Annotated in this window: 19 protein-coding genes and 1 pseudogene; 13 read left to right on the forward strand and 7 right to left on the reverse strand. The window is 60.1% G+C overall.

Annotated elements, in window-relative coordinates:
- The first annotated feature begins 1 nt into the window (after position 1).
- A complete protein-coding gene (gene arsJ, locus OXH74_RS21125; protein WP_375738703.1) occupies positions 2–1,234 on the forward strand; it encodes an organoarsenical effux MFS transporter ArsJ in 1,233 nt (410 codons plus the stop codon).
- Positions 1,235–1,369: 135 nt separating this feature from the next.
- On the opposite strand, the gene OXH74_RS21130 is transcribed toward arsJ, so the two are convergent.
- The gene (locus OXH74_RS21130; protein ID WP_215378984.1) at positions 1,370–2,722 is read right to left on the reverse strand and encodes a GntP family permease; all 1,353 of its coding nucleotides are present in this window, start codon (positions 2,720–2,722) and stop codon (positions 1,370–1,372) included.
- 78 nt (positions 2,723–2,800) lie between these two features.
- Positions 2,801–3,322: a gluconokinase, GntK/IdnK-type gene (locus tag OXH74_RS21135; RefSeq protein WP_375738704.1), complete on the reverse strand. Its 522-nt coding sequence runs from the start codon at positions 3,320–3,322 to the stop codon at positions 2,801–2,803.
- A gap of 203 nt (positions 3,323–3,525) precedes the next feature.
- On the opposite strand from OXH74_RS21135, the gene OXH74_RS21140 reads away from it, so the two are divergent.
- The 7 genes from OXH74_RS21140 (at position 3,526) to OXH74_RS21170 (ending at position 12,118) form a co-directional block, all read left to right on the forward strand.
- The gene (locus tag OXH74_RS21140; RefSeq protein ID WP_375738705.1) at positions 3,526–4,557 is read left to right on the forward strand and encodes a LacI family DNA-binding transcriptional regulator; all 1,032 of its coding nucleotides are present in this window, start codon (positions 3,526–3,528) and stop codon (positions 4,555–4,557) included.
- Between the two features lie 167 nt (positions 4,558–4,724).
- Entirely contained in the window at positions 4,725–6,551 is a 1,827-nt protein-coding gene (gene edd, locus OXH74_RS21145) for a phosphogluconate dehydratase (RefSeq protein WP_375738706.1), read from the forward strand.
- 35 nt (positions 6,552–6,586) lie between these two features.
- A complete protein-coding gene (locus tag OXH74_RS21150; protein WP_375741658.1) occupies positions 6,587–7,459 on the forward strand; it encodes a D-hexose-6-phosphate mutarotase in 873 nt (290 codons plus the stop codon).
- Between the two features lie 360 nt (positions 7,460–7,819).
- Positions 7,820–8,509 (forward strand): bifunctional 4-hydroxy-2-oxoglutarate aldolase/2-dehydro-3-deoxy-phosphogluconate aldolase, encoded by a 690-nt coding sequence (locus OXH74_RS21155; protein WP_375738707.1) that lies wholly within the window; start codon positions 7,820–7,822, stop codon positions 8,507–8,509.
- A gap of 153 nt (positions 8,510–8,662) precedes the next feature.
- The gene (pgi, locus tag OXH74_RS21160) at positions 8,663–10,336 is read left to right on the forward strand and encodes a glucose-6-phosphate isomerase (RefSeq protein WP_375738708.1); all 1,674 of its coding nucleotides are present in this window, start codon (positions 8,663–8,665) and stop codon (positions 10,334–10,336) included.
- Complete coding sequence (locus tag OXH74_RS21165; protein ID WP_375738709.1) at positions 10,317–10,496, forward strand: hypothetical protein; 180 nt, start codon at positions 10,317–10,319, stop codon at positions 10,494–10,496. The genes pgi and OXH74_RS21165 overlap by 20 nt, the downstream gene beginning before the upstream one ends.
- Positions 10,493–12,118 carry a transglycosylase SLT domain-containing protein gene (locus OXH74_RS21170; RefSeq protein ID WP_375738710.1) on the forward strand — a complete coding sequence of 542 codons (1,626 nt, stop codon included), beginning with the start codon at positions 10,493–10,495 and terminating at the stop codon, positions 12,116–12,118. The genes OXH74_RS21165 and OXH74_RS21170 overlap by 4 nt, the downstream gene beginning before the upstream one ends.
- Before the next feature lie 77 nt (positions 12,119–12,195).
- Here OXH74_RS21170 and OXH74_RS21175 read toward each other — a convergent pair whose 3' ends face one another.
- Together OXH74_RS21175 and OXH74_RS21180 are read right to left on the reverse strand one after the other, a co-directional pair.
- Positions 12,196–12,696 (reverse strand): outer membrane beta-barrel protein, encoded by a 501-nt coding sequence (locus OXH74_RS21175; RefSeq protein WP_375738711.1) that lies wholly within the window; start codon positions 12,694–12,696, stop codon positions 12,196–12,198.
- A gap of 35 nt (positions 12,697–12,731) precedes the next feature.
- Positions 12,732–13,427 carry a DUF3313 family protein gene (locus OXH74_RS21180; protein WP_375738712.1) on the reverse strand — a complete coding sequence of 232 codons (696 nt, stop codon included), beginning with the start codon at positions 13,425–13,427 and terminating at the stop codon, positions 12,732–12,734.
- A gap of 427 nt (positions 13,428–13,854) precedes the next feature.
- On the opposite strand from OXH74_RS21180, the gene OXH74_RS21185 reads away from it, so the two are divergent.
- Both OXH74_RS21185 and OXH74_RS21190 read left to right on the forward strand, forming a co-directional pair.
- Positions 13,855–14,709 (forward strand): transcriptional regulator, encoded by an 855-nt coding sequence (locus OXH74_RS21185; RefSeq protein WP_375738713.1) that lies wholly within the window; start codon positions 13,855–13,857, stop codon positions 14,707–14,709.
- The gene (locus tag OXH74_RS21190) at positions 14,706–15,179 is read left to right on the forward strand and encodes a hypothetical protein (RefSeq protein ID WP_375738714.1); all 474 of its coding nucleotides are present in this window, start codon (positions 14,706–14,708) and stop codon (positions 15,177–15,179) included. The genes OXH74_RS21185 and OXH74_RS21190 overlap by 4 nt, the downstream gene beginning before the upstream one ends.
- 91 nt (positions 15,180–15,270) lie before the next feature.
- On the opposite strand, the gene OXH74_RS21195 is transcribed toward OXH74_RS21190, so the two are convergent.
- A complete protein-coding gene (locus tag OXH74_RS21195) occupies positions 15,271–15,900 on the reverse strand; it encodes a hypothetical protein (protein WP_375738715.1) in 630 nt (209 codons plus the stop codon).
- A 250-nt stretch (positions 15,901–16,150) separates the two neighbouring features.
- Here OXH74_RS21195 and OXH74_RS21200 point away from each other — a divergent pair, with 250 nt between their 5' ends.
- The 3 genes from OXH74_RS21200 (at position 16,151) to OXH74_RS21210 (ending at position 18,508) form a co-directional block, all read left to right on the forward strand.
- Complete coding sequence (locus OXH74_RS21200; RefSeq protein WP_375738716.1) at positions 16,151–17,245, forward strand: hypothetical protein; 1,095 nt, start codon at positions 16,151–16,153, stop codon at positions 17,243–17,245.
- 30 nt (positions 17,246–17,275) lie between these two features.
- Positions 17,276–17,755: a hypothetical protein gene (locus tag OXH74_RS21205; protein WP_375738717.1), complete on the forward strand. Its 480-nt coding sequence runs from the start codon at positions 17,276–17,278 to the stop codon at positions 17,753–17,755.
- 93 nt (positions 17,756–17,848) lie between these two features.
- The gene (locus tag OXH74_RS21210) at positions 17,849–18,508 is read left to right on the forward strand and encodes a DUF3313 family protein (RefSeq protein WP_375738718.1); all 660 of its coding nucleotides are present in this window, start codon (positions 17,849–17,851) and stop codon (positions 18,506–18,508) included.
- A gap of 170 nt (positions 18,509–18,678) precedes the next feature.
- Here the strand turns inward: OXH74_RS21210 and OXH74_RS21215 are convergent.
- Both OXH74_RS21215 and OXH74_RS21220 read right to left on the reverse strand, forming a co-directional pair.
- Positions 18,679–18,945, reverse strand: a pseudogene (locus OXH74_RS21215) (potassium channel family protein); the annotation flags it as partial.
- A gap of 11 nt (positions 18,946–18,956) precedes the next feature.
- Complete coding sequence (locus tag OXH74_RS21220) at positions 18,957–20,060, reverse strand: AI-2E family transporter (protein WP_375738719.1); 1,104 nt, start codon at positions 20,058–20,060, stop codon at positions 18,957–18,959.
- Positions 20,061–20,192: the final 132 nt, after the last annotated feature.

Here is a 20,192-nt window from a genome sequence, read left to right on the forward strand (position 1 = left end):
CATGAATGCGTTGTCAGCCCTCGCCCCGGAAGTACGCCAGTATCTGCTGGTGACCGGCAACTACTGGGCCTTCACGCTCACCGATGGCGCACTGCGCATGCTGGTGGTGCTGCACTTCCACACCCTGGGCTATACGCCGCTAGAGATCGCTGCGCTGTTCCTGTTCTACGAGATCTTCGGCGTCATCACCAACCTTGTCGGGGGCTACCTGGGCGCTCGCCTGGGTCTGAACCGCACCATGAACATCGGCCTCGGCATGCAGGTGCTGGCCTTGCTGATGCTCACAGTGCCCGCCGCCTGGCTGACCATCCCCTGGGTGATGACGGCCCAGGCGCTGTCGGGAATCGCCAAGGACTTGAACAAGATGAGCGCCAAGAGCTCGATCAAGCTCCTGGTGCCCGACAGCCAGCAGGGCACGCTCTACAAATGGGTGGCCATCCTCACCGGCTCGAAGAATGCGCTCAAGGGCGTAGGCTTCTTTCTTGGCGGCGCCTTGCTGGCCCTGCTGGGCTTCAAGGGGGCCGTGCTGGCCATGGCTTCCGTGCTGGCCCTGATCTGGCTGGGCAGCTTGCTGACGTTGCAGAGGGATCTGGGCAAAGCCAAAGCGAAGCCGAAATTTCGCGACATTCTCTCCAAGAGTCGAGCGATCAACATTCTCTCTGCAGCGCGGCTGTTCCTGTTTGGCGCACGCGACGTCTGGTTCGTGGTGGCCTTGCCGGTCTATCTGAGCACCGTCTTCGGCTGGGATTTCTGGCTGGTGGGTGGTTTTCTTGCGACCTGGATTATCGGCTACGGTATCGTCCAGTCCTTCGCGCCCGCGATCACGGGCAAGCGCCGCGGGCATGTTCCGGATGGTCGCGCGGCGTTCGTCTGGGCCAGCATGTTGGCGGTTTGGCCGGCAGGCATCGCACTTGGCCTTTCGGCAGGTTGGTCGGCCCAGGTTGTACTGCTGGGTGGTCTGATGCTGTTCGGAGCGCTGTTCGCGGTGAATTCCTCGCTGCACAGCTACCTGATCGTCTCCTATGCCAAGGAGGACGGCGTGTCACTGGATGTGGGCTTCTACTACATGTCCAACGCTTTGGGGCGCCTGATCGGCACACTCCTGTCCGGATGGATATTCCAGACTTATGGGCTGCAAGCTTGCCTCTGGGTGTCCACGGCTTTCGTGCTGTCGGCCGCCTTGATTTCTATTGGCCTGCCCAGGCACGCCGAGGCAACGAGTCCGTCCATCTGACAGGGTGCCTTCAATCTACCTGGCATGCTCAGGCCTTGCGCCTGCAAGCCGCCTAAGGACTCTGCTTGGTAACGGCACTCCGCACCGATCCAGCCCTTATGGGCTGGATCGGCGTGCTGTCTTGCAAACGCTCCGTCAGACCACCAACGAGAGCAGCAGGATGAACACCAGGCCAACGACAGAGAGGATCGTCTCCATGGCGGTCCAGGTCTTGAAGGTCTCGCTGACGCTCATGTTGAAGTACTGCTTCACGAGCCAGAAGCCGGCGTCATTGACGTGCGAGAGAATCAGCGAGCCTGCACCGGTCGCGAGCACCAGCAGTTCCCGGTTGACCCCGGGAATCAGTTCGATCACCGGCACCACGATGCCTGCGCCTGTAATGGTGGCCACTGTCGCCGAACCGGTGGCGATACGAATTACCGCTGCCACCAGCCAGGCGAGCAGAATCGGCGAGATCTGAGCGTTCACCGCCAGGTGGCCGATCACGTCGCCCACGCCGCTGGAAACCAGCATTTGCTTGAAACCACCGCCCGCGCCGATGATCAGGACGATCGCTGCGGTAGGGGCGAGGCTTTCATCCAGCAGTTTGAGGATTCGCTTCGAGTTGAATCCACGCGCATGACCGAAGGTATAGAGCGCCAGCAGCAAGGCCAGGAGCAGGGCACTGATGGGGTGACCGATCATGTCCAGCCAGGCGCGAATCATATGCCCGTCGGGCAGGACTACGTCAGCGAAGGTTTTCAGCAGCATCAGGAATACCGGCATCAGGACGGTGACCAAGGTCACGCCGAAGCTGGGCAGATCGCTGGCCTCGGGTTCGTGGGCGAGTTGCTCGACCAGTTCCGGTGATGGGCTTCCAGGGATGCGACGAGCAATGAAGCTACCGAACAGTGGACCGGCGATCACCGCGGTCGGGAGTGCAACGATCAGTCCATAGAGGATGGTCTTGCCGATATCCGCGCCAAATACGCCGATCGCCAGCAGGGGGCCGGGGTGGGGCGGAACCAGGCCATGGACCACCGAGAGGCCGGCGAGGAGTGGGATGCCGATCTTGATCAGCGATACCCCGGTGCGCCGCGCGACGATGAACACCAGGGGAATCAGCAGGACGAAGCCTATCTCGAAGAACAGCGGAATTCCGACGAGGAACGCTGCGAGCATCATCGACCACTGGACGCGCTCTTTTCCGAACGCCTGGATCAGCGTGCGGGCGATCTGGTCGGCACCGCCGGACTCGGCCATCAATTTGCCGAGCATGGTGCCCAGAGCCAGGATAACGCCGACGAAGCCGAGGACGCCGCCGAAACCTTCCTGGAAGGATTTGACGATCTTCTCCACTGGCATTCCAGACGTCAGGCCAAGGAAGATCGCGGCGATGATCAGGGCAATGAACGGGTGAAACTTGAAGCGGGTAATCAGGACGATCAGGCCAATGATGGTGACCACTGCATCCAGGAGCAGGAAGGTGTCATGGGAAATGGCAAGCATAGGGATGTCTCTATTGTCATTGTTGTGGACAGGAAGCACGTGAGATAGCGCTGTCTTTGTCGGGCAAAACTCGATCGGTCAGCTCGCTGGATGCTCAAGCCACCAAGTATGGGTGGCCTCGGCCAGTTGCTCGACGTCCTGGGTGGCGTCGAGAACCAGGGTCAAAGGCTCGTCCAAGGGCGGCTCCAGGGCTTCGAACTGGCTATCGATCAATGTTGCCGGCATGAAGTGGCCAGGACGGTGGGCTACACGTCCGGTGGCGACCTCAGGCGTCAGCTCAAGGAACACGAAGCCGACGCCGGGGACGGCGTTGCGCAGGCGCTCCCGATAGCGCAGCTTCAGGGCGGAGCACGTCAGCACCGGGCGCTGTCCAGCCTCGAAGGCGCGACGCAACTCGTCGCATAGCAGGTTCAGCCAGCCATCCCGGTCGTCGTCGGAGAGGGGGACTCCTTCGCTCATCTTGCGGATGTTTTCCGGGGGGTGGAATGCGTCGCCCTCGATGGGGGCGGCGCCGCTGCGCTGGCATAACGCCTGGCTGACGCTGGACTTGCCGCAGCCGCAAACGCCCATGATCACGAGCGCGTTGATAGGTTGAACCATGTGACACCTCAGCACGGAGACAGCGCTGTCTTTTCGACTTGAATCACACGAAAAGCAGGCTCTGGCGCCGCATTTTGTCATTTTTGTGGATGGCCGCTGGGGCAATCTCGAGCAGGCCGGGTCAGGAAATGTGTTCAGGCAATTGCCGGACCCTCGAGACAGCGCTACCTTAATGCCGAAGTTTTTGTTTGACAAGCAGGCCCATGACATCTGCCAACAGCGACAAGAATAGCCGTACCACGGGACGCCCGACCCTCAACGAAGTGGCGCGGCGTGCTGGCGTCAGTCCGATTACCGCCTCCAGGGCGTTGCGCGGCATCACGACTGTTGCGGAGGATCTGGCGCAGAAAGTCCGGGAGGCCGCCCGCGAGTTGGGCTATGTGGTCAACCCCGCGGCACGTGCCCTGGCGTCAGCCCAGAGCCAGGCCGTGGTGGTGCTGGTTCCCTCGCTGGCGAACCAACTGTTCGTCGATACCCTTGAGGCTATCCATGCGGTATTGCGACCCAAGGGGCTGGAAGTGCTGATCGGCAACTTCCACTACTCGCGCGACGAAGAGGAAGACCTGATCCGCAATTACCTCGCTTATCAGCCGCGCGGTCTGTTGCTGACGGGTTTCGAGCGGACCGAAAGCGCGCGTCGGATGATTGAGGCCAGCGGTGTGCCATGCGTCTACATGATGGACCTGGACTCAGGCTCCGGGCTGAACTGCGTGGGTTTCTCGCAGTTGCAGGCCGGTGCGACAGCCGCCGAACATTTGCTGTCGCGCGGGAGGCGCCGCCTGGCATTTGTCGGCGCGCAGCTCGATCAGCGCACCCTGCTGCGCGGTGAAGGGTTCCGTCGCGCCCTGCAGAAGGCCGGGCTCTATGATCCGGGTCTGGAAGTACTGACGCCGCGGCCGTCTTCCGTTGGTTTGGGCGGGGAGTTGTTCACTCAGTTGCTGACCAGTCACCCGCAGATCGACGGCATCTTCTTCTGTAACGACGACCTGGCCCAAGGCGCCTTGCTGGAGGCCATGCGTCGTGGTGTGAAGATTCCCGAACAGGTCGCGGTACTTGGTTTCAACGACCTGCCCAGCTCGGCCTTCATGGTGCCGCGCCTCAGCAGTATTCGCACTCCGCGTGAAGCCATCGGTCGCCGTGCGGCCGAGCAGATGCTCACCTTGATCGCCGGCAAGGTGGTCGAGGAGCCGGTTCAGGACATGGGCTTCGAGTTGGTGATTCGAGAGAGCAGCTGACTGACTGCAGTCATCCGTTCAGGGCTTCAGCTCGTTGGCGGCGCGCCTTTGGCCGCCTTTGACGCGGGCACCCCTACAGCACCCAGATTGTTTTTTCTCCTACGGCCTCAATTGCGACAGGAATGTTGCGTTTGACGCCAAACCCGTTTAGCGCCTGGAGTCGAACCATGCATCCCCGCGTCCTTGAGGTAACCGAGCGCTTGATCGAGCGCAGCCGCGCGACCCGCGATCGCTATCTGGCGATGATCCATCAGGCGGCCAGCGAGGGGCCGCAACGCGGCAAGCTGCAATGCGCCAACTTTGCCCACGGCGTGGCCGGTTGCGGCAGTGGCGACAAGCAGCGCCTGCGCCTGATGGACGCGGCCAACGTGGCCATTGTCACCGCCTACAACGACATGCTCTCGGCGCACCAGCCCTACGAGCACTACCCGGAACGGATCAGGCAGGCGCTGCGCGACATCGGCTCGGTGGGCCAGGTGGCGGGCGGCGTGCCGGCCATGTGCGACGGCGTCACCCAGGGCGAGCCGGGCATGGAGCTGGGCATCGCCAGCCGCGAGGTGATCGCCATGTCCACCGCCGTGGCGCTGTCGCACAACATGTTCGATGCCGCGCTGTTCCTCGGCATCTGCGACAAGATCGTCCCCGGCTTGATGATGGGCGCGTTGCGCTTTGGCCACCTGCCGTCGATCTTCGTGCCGGCCGGGCCCATGCCGTCCGGCCTGTCGAACAAGGAAAAGGCCGAAGTGCGCCAGCGCTACGCCGAGGGCAAGGCCAGTCGCGACGAGCTGCTGGCGGCGGAAATGGCGGCCTACCACAGCCCCGGCACCTGCACCTTCTACGGCACCGCTAACACCAACCAGATGCTCATGGAGATCATGGGCCTGCACCTGCCGGGCGCGTCCTTCGTCAACCCGAACACCCCGCTGCGCGAGGCGCTGACCGTCGAGACCGCGCGCCAGGTCACCCGTCTGACCCGGCAGGGCGGGCAGTTCCTGCCGATCGGTGAGCTGATCGACGAGCGCGTGCTGATCAACTCCATCGTCGCCCTGCACGCCACCGGCGGCTCCACCAACCACACCCTGCACATGCCGGCGATCGCCCAGGCGGCGGGCATCCAGCTCACCTGGCAGGACATGGCCGACCTCTCCGAGGTGGTGCCGACCCTGGCCCACGTCTATCCGAACGGCAAGGCCGACATCAACCATTTCCATGCCGCCGGCGGCGTGGCCTTCCTGGTGCGCGAACTGCTCGACGCCGGGCTGCTGCACGAAGACGTCAACACCGTGATGGGGCGTGGCCTGCGCCGTTACACCCAGGAGCCGTTCCTCGAAGATGGCCAGCTGGTCTGGCGCGAAGGCGCCACCCAGAGCCTCGACGAGAGCATCCTGCGCCCGGTGGCGCGGCCCTTCTCGCCGGAGGGCGGCCTGCGGGTGATGGTGGGCAACCTCGGTCGCGGGGTGATGAAGGTGTCCGCCGTGGCCCCCGAGCATCAGGTGGTGGTCGCCCCGGCGCGGGTCTTCCATGACCAGCAGGCGCTGGCCGATGCCTTCCAGGCTGGCGAGCTGGAGCGCGACCTGGTGGCGGTGATGCGCTTCCAGGGTCCGCGCAGCAACGGCATGCCGGAGCTGCACAAGATGACGCCGTACCTCGGCGTGCTGCAGGACCGGGGCTTCCAGGTGGCACTGGTCACCGATGGGCGCATGTCCGGCGCCTCCGGCAAGATCCCGGCGGCCATCCATGTCTGCCCGGAAGCGTTCGACGGTGGTCCGCTGGCGCGCCTGCGCGATGGCGACATCGTCCGCGTCGATGGGCATGCCGGTACCCTCGAGGTGCTGGTGGACGCCGAGGCGTTCGCCGCGCGTGAAGCGGCGCCCTGGGACCTGGAGGCCAACGTCGGCACCGGGCGCGAACTGTTCGCCTTCATGCGCGAGGCCTTCAGCTCGGCCGAGCAAGGTGCCAGCGCCTTCACCCGCAACCTGGAGGGCCTGAAGTGAAGGTGGCCTTGCAGGAGGAGCGGCGCCGGGCCCGCTTGCAGAAAGCCCAGGAAGGGGAGTGCCTCGATTCCCCTTTGTTGGCGCTACTGCGACCAGTCGACGGTCAGCCGTTTCGTTGGACCGAGCAGCAGGGCCGCGAGCTCCTGCTGGTGGAGCACCCGCGTTGCACGGCGGTGTTCAGCCGCCAGGGCGGGCAGTTGCTGCACTTCCAGCCGCGTGGCGAACGCCCGTTGCTCTGGTGCGCCGCGCGCTGGCCGAGGATCGGCGCCATCCGTGGTGGCGTGCCGGTGTGTTGGCCCTGGTTCGGCCGTCACCCAATGGAGAGCGGCTGGCCGCACCACGGCTGGGCGCGGTTGAGCGACTGGCGTTTGACCGGCAAGGAGGCGGACGCCACCGGCGTGCGCCTGAACTGGCGGCTGGAACTGCACGACTGGGTGGTGGAGCTGGAGGCGGAGTTGGGCGATGAGATGAACCTGCGACTCACCACCCGCCACCGCGACAGTGAAGCCTGCGTACTCAGTCATGCGCTGCATGCCTATTGGCGGGTATCGGATGTGGCGCGGGTCGGGCTGCTCGGCCTGGACGGCGCCGAAGGCCGCGACCTGCTGGCCCGCGAGCCCTGCAGACAGGAAGGCGAGCTGCGCATCATCGATGGCTGCCACCGCGTGTTCCGCCGGGGCGGCAAGGTAACTATCCAGGATGCCGGCTGGCAGCGGCGTATCTGCATCGATGGGGGTGGCAATGCCAACACGGTGGTCTGGCATCCCGGCACTCAGCCGCTCAGTGATGTGAGCTGGGCTGAAGGCTTGGGGTTTGTCGCCGTGGAAGCGGCAGCCTGTGGCCAGGACAGCCTGAACCTGGCGCCCGGCGAAGAGGCGCGACTGAGCTTGAAAGCCAAGGTGGGCTGAAACCGTGCCCGGGGCTGCCCGGGCGGATAGGCCGGTCTCAGCAAGGTCCCGTTCCTGAATACCTGCATTGAGGCCCGAGTGCTTGCTGCTGGCGGGTTCGTGCCGGGCCGGACGCTGGTGGCCGAGCTGACTTGTTGTGCTTGATAAATTTCCATCCGGGAGGGGTGATCTGGCTTGGAAAATGTTGTTATTATTACTACATTAGCTTGGGCTTTCAGGTTTAGAAACAACGTAAAAGGTCTTTTTGATAGGTTAAATATCAACAAGTGCCTCGCGTCTAGCCTTGAATCTGCCACTGGCCACGTTGCTTTACACACTTCCTGAGATACTACCGGTGCCCCTGAGCCCGAAGGACCGTCCATGATCAGCATTCCCCTCAGCCGGGCCAGCCATCGCGAAACCGTTCCCTGTATGGTCGACAAGGTTGCCCTGATCGATCAGCTCTGTGACGCCGCGCGTATCCTGCCGGTGATTACCATCGAGCGTGAACAGGACATCCTGCCGCTGGCCGATGCCCTGGCCGCCGGCGGCCTGCGCACCCTGGAAATCACCCTGCGCTCGGAGCACGGCCTCGCCGCCATCCGCCTGCTGCGCGAGCAGCGCCCCGAGCTGTGCATCGGTGCCGGCACCGTGCTCGACGAACTGATGCTTGCCGAAGCCGAGGCCGCTGGGGCGCAGTTCGTCGTGACCCCGGGCTGCACCGCCGAACTGTTGCGCGCGGGCGTCTACAGCCCATTGCCGCTGATCCCCGGCATCAGCAGCGCCTCGGAAATCATGCTCGGCTATGCCCTCGGTTACCGCCGCTTCAAGCTGTTCCCTGCCGAGATTTGCGGTGGCATCAAGGCCCTCAAGGCCTTCGGCGGCCCCTTCCCGGGCATCCGCTTCTGCCCCACGGGCGGCGTCAACCCGGGCAACCTGCGTGACTACATGGCGCTGCCCAATGTGATGTGCGTTGGCGGTACCTGGATGATGGACAAGACCTGGATTCGCGAAGGCGATTGGCAGCGCGTCGAAACGTCCTCGGCCGAGGCGCTGAAGCTGCTGGGGTGATACCGGCGGAGGCTCTGCTTGCTTGTTGTGGGGGCGAATTCATTCGCTGAGGGGCATGCAGTGCCCCCCCCATGGGACTTTCATGGCAGGCCTGCGGCCTGCATAGCGAATGAATTCGCCCTCACAAGTTCTCTACCTGGAGGTTCCACTAGCGTGCATACCCAACCTCACCACCTGGCTCCCCTCGACGCAACTCGCCTTGAAACCTGGCGAGCACTGGCGAACCACCGCAATGAGATGCAGCAATTCAGTCTGCGTCATGCATTTGCTGATGACCCGCAGCGTTTTGACCGTTTCTCCCTCAATGCCTGCGGCCTTTTCCTCGACTTCTCGAAAAACCTGATCCGAAGCGACAGCCTGGAATTGCTGGTGAAGCTGGCCGAAGAGGCGCAACTTGGCGATGCGATCAAGGCGATGTTCCGCGGTGACATGATCAACGCTTCCGAACGCCGCCCGGTGCTGCACACCGCCTTGCGCCGACCGATCGGCGACAAGGTGCTGGTCGATGGCGTCGACGTAATGCCCGAAGTGCACCGCGTGCTGCACCAGATGACCGAGTTGGTCGGCGCCGTGCACAACGGCCTGTGGCGCGGCTACACCGATAAACCCATCACCGATGTGGTAAACATCGGGATCGGCGGCTCCTTCCTTGGCCCACAACTGGTCTCTGAGGCCTTGCTGCCCTTCGCCCAGAAAGGCGTCCGTTGCCACTACCTGGCGAACATCGATGGCAGCGAATTTCATGAGCTGACGGGCAGGCTCAACGCCCAGACCACCTTGTTCGTCGTCTCGTCGAAGACGTTCAGCACACTGGAAACCTTGAAGAATGCCCACGCCGCGCGCGCCTGGTACCTGGCCCAGGGCGGCAGCGAGGAAGAGCTGTACCGCCACTTCATCGCGGTCAGCAGCAACAAGGAAGCCGCCGTCGGTTTTGGCATCCGCGAAGAGAACATCTTCCCCATGTGGGACTGGGTCGGTGGCCGCTACTCGCTGTGGTCCGCCATCGGCTTGCCGATCGCCATGTCCATCGGCATTTCCAACTTCAAGGAGCTGCTGTCCGGCGCCTACAGCATGGACCAGCACTTCCAGAGCACGCCGTTCGAGCGCAACATCCCGGTAGTCCTCGGCCTGCTGGGCGTCTGGTATGGCGACTTCTGGGGCGCGAAAAGCCACGCCATCCTGCCTTATGACTACTATCTGCGGAACTTCACCGATCACCTGCAGCAACTGGACATGGAGTCCAATGGCAAGAGCGTGCGCCAGGACGGCAGCCCGGTCAGCGCCGGCACCGGCCCGGTGATCTGGGGCGGCGTGGGCTGCAACGGCCAGCACGCCTACCACCAGTTGCTGCACCAGGGCACGCACCTGATTCCGGCAGACTTCATCGTCCCGGTGAGCAGCTACAACCCGGTGGCCGATCACCATCAGTGGCTGTTCGCCAACTGCCTGTCGCAGAGCCAGGCGCTGATGCTCGGCAAATCCCGCGCGGAAGCCGAGGCCGAACTGCGCGCCAAGGGCCTGTCCGAAGACGAAGTGCAGCGCCTGGCGCCGCACAAGGTGGTGCCGGGCAACCGCCCCAGCAACACGCTGGTCATGGAGCGCATCAGTCCGCGCCGCCTGGGCGCACTGATCGCCATGTACGAGCACAAGGTGTATGTGCAGAGCGTGCTCTGGGGCATCAACGCCTTCGACCAGTGGGGCGTGGAACTGGGCAAGGAGCTGGGCAAGGGCGTCTACTCGCGCCTGGTCGGCCAGGAAGACGCGGCCGCCGAAGATGGCTCGACCCAGGGCCTGATCGAGTTCTTCCGTGGGCGGCATCGAGGTTGATGGTGAGGTAGGCGAGGGTGAGCTGCAGGTCGAGTTCTTCCTCCAGGGACTGCGGCTGCTGGATGAGGGTCGGGTATGTCAGGTGCCAATTCTGGGAGAGGTGGACACCGTCACAACGCTCTATCCGAGAGCGTTCATTGTTGAAATTGACGATTTTTGATTCGAATCATCGCCGGGGTTTTGGTCCCATCGCAGGCGGGCGTGTCGCCAGGGAGCCATGAATTCAAACCGTCGATGGAGATACCTGTGGTGTCCTGCCTGCTCCGCCCTTCCTTGCGCTCGACCCTTGGCGCACCTGCCCGTCTCGCCCTGTTTTCCTTTGCCGCCCTGACCATCAGCCCCGCCGCGGCGGATAGCTGGCAGAGCCGTGACGGCCTGATAGCCAGCGAGTTCATGAGCGCCCCCCCGGCCCTGGATATTCCAGTAGCCCGAACCGATGATTTCGATCGTATTCGGGAGCGTCGCATGCTGCGTATCCTTGTCCCCTACAGCAAAACCTACTTCCACATCGAGCGAGGCCGGCAGAAGGGCATCAGCTACGAGTTCGGCACTGCACTCGAACGCTGGTTGAATAGAACCTACCCGCAGAAGGGGCGGGTGCAAGGTTGGCATGTCATGTTCATTCCAGTGACGCGGGACATGTTGATCCCCGGGTTACTCAGCGGGCAGGGAGACATCGCCGCTGGTGGAATCATGGCGGAGGATGAACCGCATCTGGGGGCGGTTGCCTTTACCGATGCCTTTTCCTTCGACGTCCATCAAGTCATCGTGACCGGTCCGGCGGGGGGCGACCTGGCCAGCCTGGATCAACTGGCGGGCCAGAAAGTCGCGGTGCGGGCATTCAGCAGCCATTTCCGGAGCCTGATCAATTTGAGTCAGTCGCTTCAGGAACGAGGTTTGCCCGCCATCAGAATCATCCCTGTGCCGGACAGCCGGGAGCCGGAGGACCTGCTGGCGATGGTCAATGCCGGCTTGGTGGCAGCCACGGTGGTGGACCGCTATGTGGCACAGGCGTGGCAATCTGTTCTCCACGACCTCCACGTCAATCAGGGGCTGTACCTGGGCGACAGCGGTGAGTACGCGTGGGCGCTGCGCGAGAGCAACCCATTGCTCAAGTCCGTGTTGTCGGAGTTCATCAAAGAGCACCGTGCCGATACTGACTTCGGCAAGCGGCTCCTTGAACGGCAGATCAGAAAAGGCCAACTGCTGACCGATAACGCGACGCTGGCGGAGCGGAAGGCGTTCAAGGCGCTGGACCACGCTTTTAACAATCATGCGCAAAAGTATGGCCTCGATCCCCTGATGTTGATGGCGCAGGCGTTCCAGGAGTCGCGGCTGAATCAGCGTGCACGCAGCGAACGAGGCGCCGTCGGCATCATGCAGGTGCTTCCGAGTACGGCAGCGGATCCCAATGTGCGGGTAGCGGGCGTCACGACCAGTGCTGACAGGAATGTCGAGGCCGCCAGCAAATACTTGAGATTCCTGGCAGATACCTACCTGGATGACCCAGGGCTGACACCGGACAACAAGGTGTTCATGCTGCTGGCTGCCTACAACGCGGGGCCGGGCAATTTGCGAAAGATCAGGCGCCAGGCGCAGGAAAGTGGCCTGGACCCGGACATTTGGTTCCGCAATGTCGAGCGCTCGGCCGGACAGCTCCTGGGAAGTGAGACCGTGAATTACGTCAACAGCGTCTACAAGCACTATGTAGCGTACAAGCTGGTCGAGCAGCGACAGAAGGAAAAGCTCAGCGGCACGAGCGGGAGCCTTGGCAAAGGCTGAAGGGGCGGGAATAGGCGAAGCAGGGCTGGTGGAGGAGGGACGGCTCGAAGCAAGCGCACGAGCCGCCCTGGAGTGCATTAGAAGAGGAAGTAAGCAGATGCGCTGGTCTGGTCCAGCTCGATGTCGCCAACCTTCAGGACCTCCTGCTCCAGGCGTACGCCGACGTTCCTGAAGAGATCAACTTCGATCCCGGCACCGTAGGTGAGGTCCAGGTCATTGTCATCACCGGCGGTTTCCTCTTCGGCGTCCCATGCATGGACGCCGCCGCTGGCAAAGAGGCGAACCCTGTCGCCAACTGGAACGCCGAGGTGTACGGCTGCCTGGACGGAGTGCCCTTCGAATTCTTTTCCATCGCCTGAGAAGCTGCCCAGGTCAACAATAGCGCCTTCGAATGCCAGGTATTGATTCAGGCGGTAGCCCGCAAAAGCCTTGTAGCTGCTGTCACTGTCGCCGAGAGCGTGTTCATCTGTTTCCACGCGGGTCACGCCACCACCGACGTAGAGTCCCCTGTCATCCGCCTCGGCACATATCGAGACAACGGTTAGCAGCGTTGCAGCAAGGTGTTTTCCGAATTTCATCGTTCTACCTGATTGGTCCTATTTGTGGGGCTGGGTTAATTGAAGGTGGCCTGCAGGGCGTGATCACCTTTGAACTCTTGATCCAACCGCTCGCGAATTTGTCGCGCCTTGGCGTCAATCGCGGGGTAGAGGTCTTTGACAGCAGGTGACGCGGACGGCGCCAAGTCCGCACCGCGCACTCTGTTAACGGCCTGGCCGAATGTATCGCCATTCATGCCGTCGGAAACTTCGGTCTTGAAGAACAGATACAGCGTTTCATCACGGAAGCCTGTTTTCTGCATACCCAGGCCGACGATGAAACCGATTGGGAGGTACTCCAGTACGCTCATATCACGTGGCGCTCGCTTCATGTCCGCTATCGAGACCTTGAGCGCGAGAGACCGCGGAACCGGCTTGTCTACCAGTGTGTAGCCTGCGAATAAAAGTTCGCGTTGCAGTTGAGAGTGGAATCGATCGACGATCTTCCTCGTTTCGGCCGTCGACTCTATGTCTGGAGAGCCTCCATCGAGATTTGTAACCAGTTCGGTCGAGTTGAGGAATATCTTCTTGTCATAATTGGAAGCAAAATTGATGTTCTTCTTCCAGTAAATCATGTCTTTACTGTCCTTGGGCTGGGAAACTACATGATTTCCATCAAATTGTTCCGAATAGCTGGAATCGAACTTTGGCGCAAATGAGCAGCCCCCCAGCGATAACGTGAGGGTGATTAGGGAAAGTGCTTTTGTGTTCACGCAGGATTCCTCAGCTTTAAATTTGGTCAAATACCAATTAGGTACAGCGTGGTCATGTGTCCACTGGAACCTGACCTGGGTTGCCAGGAAGTTGCAGCAGGAGTGCTGTGCTTGCTGTTATCGCTAGGTAGTGGAGCGTTGCTGGTACACTCAAAGAGCTACTTTTCAGGCTGGATCGCCCGTGGACGTTATGAGCCAGGCCCGCCTGACGCGGGATAACCGTGGCGGTCGATAGTGGGGATGATGCGGCGAAACATGGCCTTACACTCATGGCTGGAAGTGTGATTAATTTGCACCGGATGAGCTTGATGTATATAATCAAAAACTATCATTTTTCGTTGTTAATGGTTTTTTGACGTGTATTGTGCGGGAAAATCATTCAACCGCCTGGCGATCATTCATTTCCCTGCAAGACTCACTACAGATCATGAAAAGCAAGTTTAATTTTTTATTGAAGAACGGCGATTCGGCGACTCTGGACACTGCAAACAATCAACTGAGTATCAGTACGCAGGGCGGAGAAGTTAATTCCGTTACTCTGGCCTATGCAGAATCCCGATTGCTGCAATTGCTGCTGTTGGAGCCTGGGGAAATAAAAAGTCGAAATACGATCATGGAGTATGCGTGGGAAAACCGCGTCGTCGCCGCCGGCAGTTTGAATCAGGCGATTTTTACATTGCGCAACCTGATCAATGACGGTCGCGATCACGAGTTACTGCAAACTGTTCCCAGGCGTGGTTATCGATTCAACGCCAGCTATGTGCCTGACGAGACCGGCAATGCCCCCAGTCCAGCTGGTGATGAGACTTCGCCAGAAGACCTCGGCGAGCCAGGCAAGGCTGAGGTCATGCCCATTGAGCCGGAGCTGCCGCGAGTATTTCGCCAAGAGGGGAAGCCATTCGAATGGCGAGTCTTGCTGGTTCCAGCTTATGTGCTGATGTTCTGCCTGCTCGCCGTGGTTTTTTCCTACAGAAGCGGGTTGTTCGACGGAGTGGGTTCCGAACTGGTGGTCAAAAGTGTTGGTATCGGGCAGGTGACGTACCGCTTTATCGGTATCGACGAACAGGAGCTTGCAAGGAACATGGCGGAGTTCAAGGCCGTCCTGGAAGCCCGGGTTGAGCACTTGAGTGGCGAAGTCTGGGTCAACAAGTCGAACAGGCTCTATGACTTGAGTTGTGTAAGGGCGGATGGCCAGACAGGCAACCTGATGTTTTCAGAAGATAACAAGATGGGCGATCTGAAGCTCGAAATGGTCAGGAAGTGCTTGGGGAGCGGTCTATGAGCATCGCGCACTTCAAGCACCTGTTCATCCTCTCGACCCTGGCCTTGCTGGCGTTGGGCGGAATCGTCTTCGATCGGCCTGTCTATACGGAGGGCGTTTCCTATCACGGTGCGAATGTCATTTTCCTGAACGGTGGCCAGGTAATCCGCGTGGAAGAACGGTTGATCATTGGCGACACCCTGAGTATCGCCATGATGGAAAAGGCGCAATCGAACGTAAGTTATGCGTCGCTCGTAGCAAGGACTGTGAGTTCAGGACGGCGAAGCCTTGAGGTCGAGATACAGGAGACCAAGAGCACCCGTACCCATCCCACTGCCGAGCTGAGCGAGGTTCCGGATGTGATCTTCGGCCGCCAATATAGCCTCGTTAAGGGGGCGCCCCTGAACCTTGAGTTCCTTCCGACGCGGGGGGAGAACACGATCTGTTATTACGCTCGGGAGCTGGATTTCGTCCGTTGCCTGAATCGATGAGTTGAACCATGACGAATCTCCCCCGAACGGAGAGATTTGTCCGGCTTCAGCGGTGCGGCGCGAACGATCTCCAATGGTCAGTCCCTGCTCGTCAGGGACTGGATAGCCACTCGAGGAACCCGTCCGGCAAGCTGCTTTTGCACCCCTGGTATTGCTGGTTGTACCTCTCGGCCCGATCCTCAACCCGCCCGGCTACAGCGTTCAGCCAAGGTTTCTGCTCATAGCTGCGCTTGCGGTAGCCGCTCCAGCCTTCGTGATAATTCAGATACTGGGCACTCGCATTCGAGACGGAGATCCCGTTCACTTTCTGAGTCTTGCTGATATACCAACCCATGAAATCAATGGCATCGGCGAAATCATCCCGCTCGGCCAGCCAGCGACCTGTCTCTTTGCGATAGTCATCCCAGGTGTCGTCCTTTGCCTGGCTATATCCGTAAGCGGAACTTAACCGTCCCCACGAAATGACGCCTATCAAGTAGCGTTTGGGTGGAAGCGCGTCGCTTCGAAAACTCGACTCCTGTTGCATGAATGCCATTGGCACGTACAGCGGAACTTTCCAGCGCTCCTGCATATCCAGTGCACTTTCGTGCCATCCTGATTTTTCAAGGAATATCGAGCAAATGTTGCCTTGGTCCGTTGGCGGATTTACTGCGCAGCCGGAAAGTTTAAGTGCAAAGAATATGGCGATGAAGGTAAAGACTAATTGTGTGAAGTTTCGCATTTGTTCTGCATCTTGATGACTTCGAGGTCTGGTTTGCCCTGCTTGGGTGCAATGCATGGATATTACTTATTCAGTCGCAAGGCTGAATACTGCCTTCAATGTTGAATAGATAAATTGATAAAAAATAATCATTGTTAACTTTTATTTGTTTCTTTCTCGATAATAATCTCCGGGTCGTGCTGCGAAGAATGATCAGAGATCAGGCTGTCCGTGGCTTTTTGTTTCCTACCTGTACGGCGAGAGAAGACAGTTGAAAGCTGAGAGTGTTTTCCGGTTATTTTGCTGGGTTTCCTGCATCCTCCTGGCAATCATGTCCGTAGGGGCCATCAATAGCTCCTTCTTCGGGGGATTGGCCATGTTCCTTGCGGCTATCCTGTTGTGCCCGGACTTCTGGCGCCTCGTTCGGCGTTTCGTTGGAAAATCAATCAATGGAGTCGTTTTCGCGACTTTGGCTTTTCCGCTCTTTTTTACTGGATTCTATGTCTCGGTAAGCTCGCAAATTCCAGGCGCCTTGCCCAAGGATCTGGAAAAGGTGTCCGAATACTTCAAGTCGCTTATCGAGAACGGATCAATGGAAGCCGATAAAGCAAAGGCTCCTGGCCCCATGGTCGATCAGGGTGGAGTAAATTTTTTCCGACATGTAATGGAGCAGGACTATCTAATAGGTCTCTCGGGTGGGAAGTCGGCCTTGGCTGAACTCTCCATGATCAATCCGGTAGATCGACTCCCAAGTTACAGACTTGCGAGGTTGTACAGGGAGAGTGAGGGGGCGGCGGATGAGTTCTACAAGGGAAAGAAGATAATCGTCAGCGGTGAGATCCAGGCTGTCCGGATAAATTTCACTGAGGAAGTGGTCATTGAACTTCCCGGAAGTGGTCCTTTCTCGAATGTACAGGCCGTGCTGGACCACGATTCAGGAAAATACACTGGGTCACTGATGGAAGGCGAAAACGTTGGACTGTACTGCACGGTACATGGGCGGATTATCAATAACAGGGCCAGCCATATTTACCTGAAGGATTGCACATCGGTCGACTTCAGCGAGGAAGCCAAAGAATATTCCGGGCGACTCGCCGGGAAGCTGGATGCCTGGCTGCATGCCGGGGGCACGCACACGTTTCCTTCGGAATTTGCAGCTTCCTACTTTCTGGCGACCTACCTGACGGGCACCCGACTGCCGTCGGACAACCCTTGCCGCAACGGGCAGGCTGCGCTCGAGCGATGCATCAGCTCCCTGGAAGCGTTCGACACGCGAAACCTGTTTGAAATGAGCAAGGGAGACCTCGATCGTTGGCGCAAGTGGCTGGCGTTGCCGCCCCAGGCGTCACATGTCTCCAGCCGTTGATCCGACCCGGTCTGAGGCGGTCCAGACTCCATGATGATCGATCACGCCGTCCACGCTCCTCGCCGTTCGAACGAGCTGCCCTGGTACCTGCCCGCGAGGTTTTTGCTCAGGTGCCGGAAAGCCCTGAGCCTGCTGCTGCTTTCGATGCTTGGCTGCTTCGCTTCGACAGCTGCGCTTGCACAACCCCACCTCCGCGCCCATTGGGTTCAAGAAATCGAGGAGGAGGCTACCTTCGTCGGTGTGCTGAGCCGTTCTGAAGACGAGGACGTCCAGTATGTCGACCTGCACTTCAAGATATTTGCCAGGGGGATGTTTCTAGGCTCCGAGGTGCATCGGGTCGAACTCGATGAAACCGTGACGCTCTTTTCGCTACCGGTAGGGGAGGACATCGACTGCTATGAGATCGATTCGCTCGTGGGCTTCGACAGTGATGGCCTAGAGATTTCCGCTGATGATGCTTCACCGGGACCCAAGGTGGGCTGCAGGACCAATGAGCCCACCTATTTCTGAACAGAACGAACAATCCTGGCCGTTTGAGCCCCTCGGTGTGTGCAACGGCGGCTGACCTGGACCCAATACGGATGGAGGCATCGAGTAAAGGAAATGATCCTGAGATTGAGCACTATTGCCCCGTTGCTGGCGGCGTTACTCGCCGGCTGCTCCGCTGATCCGCAGTCGCGTCCTGAGTACCGAGGTTTCCTCAATGATTACGCGGCTCTAACGCCCCATGAGGAGTACGAGAATGGACGTTACTGGCAGGCGCCTGCTACCTCTCTTGCTGAGAAATACCGCAAGAGGGTGTATCTCGAGCCACCACGACTCATGATTTCGGACGGCTCGGGACTCCGGTTCACCTCGGAGGAGGTCAATACGCTGCTGCTGTATTTCCAGCGGTATCTGCGTCGGGAGCTGCTGTCGAATAGCTACGAGCTCGTCGGCCAACCAGAGGCCCAGGCGTTGCGCATCCAGCTTTCCGTGACGGGCCTGAAACGAATGCCGCAATCAGCGACGGAGGCAGCGGTCTCCGATCTCGATGTGCTCTCCGTGAATGACAACGCCCCGACCGGTGACCGGGTTTCGGTCTTCTTCGAGGCGGACATCCGGGATGCGGTGACCGACGAGGCGCTGGCCCAGTCCATCAGCTTCATCGATGTTGGCAAGGTGCCTCGGACGCAAGTGATGCGGGTTGAAGACTTGCAGCCAGCACTGGCGGAAAAAGCTACCCAGGCAAGGGAGCGGTTGGACCGGGCTTTTCAGCGCTGAGATGAAAAGGGAAGGGCACCGCCATCAGCCACGCACTGATCGGGGTTTGGCACTCAGCGTCGCCTCATCGATGAGCCGCTCACCTGGTGCAGAAAGAGATCGATAACCTTCACCAGGTCCAGGTAACGCCAGTTCTCGCAGATTGGACGGCGAGAACGGCGTCCAGGAACTCAATGGCGGTAGCCCGACTGTCCATTGCTATGCCGCCCCACGGTCTGCTTGATCTCCTCCATCACTGCTGCGGTCAGAACGGCTGCCGAAACGCCGAACATCAAAATGCCATTGGCCGCCTCCAGGGGACCCAGCAAGTGCCACCGATCAGTCATGACGATGTCGCCATAGCCCAGGGTGGCGAAGTTGACCCCGGAAAAGTACAGCGCCGGCTCGAATCGGCCGAACTCGCCGAGATACACGAACAGCCCAGCCCAGATCGCCATCAGCGCCTACATCAGGTCTTGGTACGTTCGCGTGGCTCGACATCTTCCGGCGTACTTTTCACCCATTGCCAGAACAGTTGGTGACCGACAGCGAGCACCACCGGACCAATGAACAGGCCGATGAAGCCGTTGGTGACCATGCCTCCCAGCGCGCCGATGAGAATCACCGGCATAGGTACATCGACACCGCGGCCAAGCAGCAGCGGTTTCAGCACGTTATCGGAAAGGCCGGCGATGAGGTTGTAGATCGTGAAGACGATAGTCGCCACGGTCGCACCTTCCGTGGCGAAGACAAAGCCGATCACCGGCAGGGAAACCAGCAGCATCGGCAGCTGCATGATGCCGAGCAGCAGGGAGGCCAAGGCCAGCAGACCTGCTCCCGGGATACCCATGACCACGAATCCGACCCCGACCAGCAGCATCTGGATGAAAGCGATGCCGACTACGCCTTGCGCTACCGCACGGATGGTAGCGGTGCATAGCTCGGCTATCTGCGGTCCCTTGACCGGGCCGGAAATGCGTGTAGTGATCTGTACCGCGCTGCGGCTGCCGTTTTCACCATAAGCCATGATAACGCCGGCAATGAGCAGGGCGGCGATGAACGAAAGGAAGCCCACACTGACACCGGTGAGTTTGCCCAGCAGGTTCAGGCTTACGCCCTTCAGATGGGGCAAGACCTTTTCCATCAGGCTGGTCACATCGGTGGCGGCCTGCAGCCAGAAATCGTGCAGTTTCGGTCCCACGAGCGGCCAACGGGCCACGTGTTCGCCCGGCAGCGGGATGTGGAAACTACCTCCCTTGACGATGGTCAGGGCTTGCTGGACAGACTCGCTGATCGATGTGGCCAGGAGGTAAACCGGCACCATCAAGATCATCAGCGTGACCAGCACGATCAGGCTTGCCGCGTGGCCGGAACGGCCACCCAGACAGGATTTCAGCACGCCGTGCAGAGGATAGAGAGTGATGGCCAGGATCAGCGCCCAGAGCATCAAGTCGAGGAAGGGATTGAAGATCTGAAAGCAGAAAATGACCAGGGCAGCGATCAATCCTGCGCGGATCAGTACGTCGAGTAGATCACGCGACAGCATCCGTTCAGAAAGGGAGGTGGGTACCATTTTGCTTCTCCATGTGGCACGAGCGGGCAGGCAGGCAGGGAAATGTGGCTCTGGTGCAGTGAGCGGAGTGCCGCCGCTTCAGATCGTGGCCGATGGCAACCCGTTCGGACGGTCTGCCAGGAATCAGGCAGA

Source organism: Metapseudomonas boanensis, from assembly GCF_042232855.1.
GTDB lineage: Bacteria > Pseudomonadota > Gammaproteobacteria > Pseudomonadales > Pseudomonadaceae > Metapseudomonas > Metapseudomonas boanensis.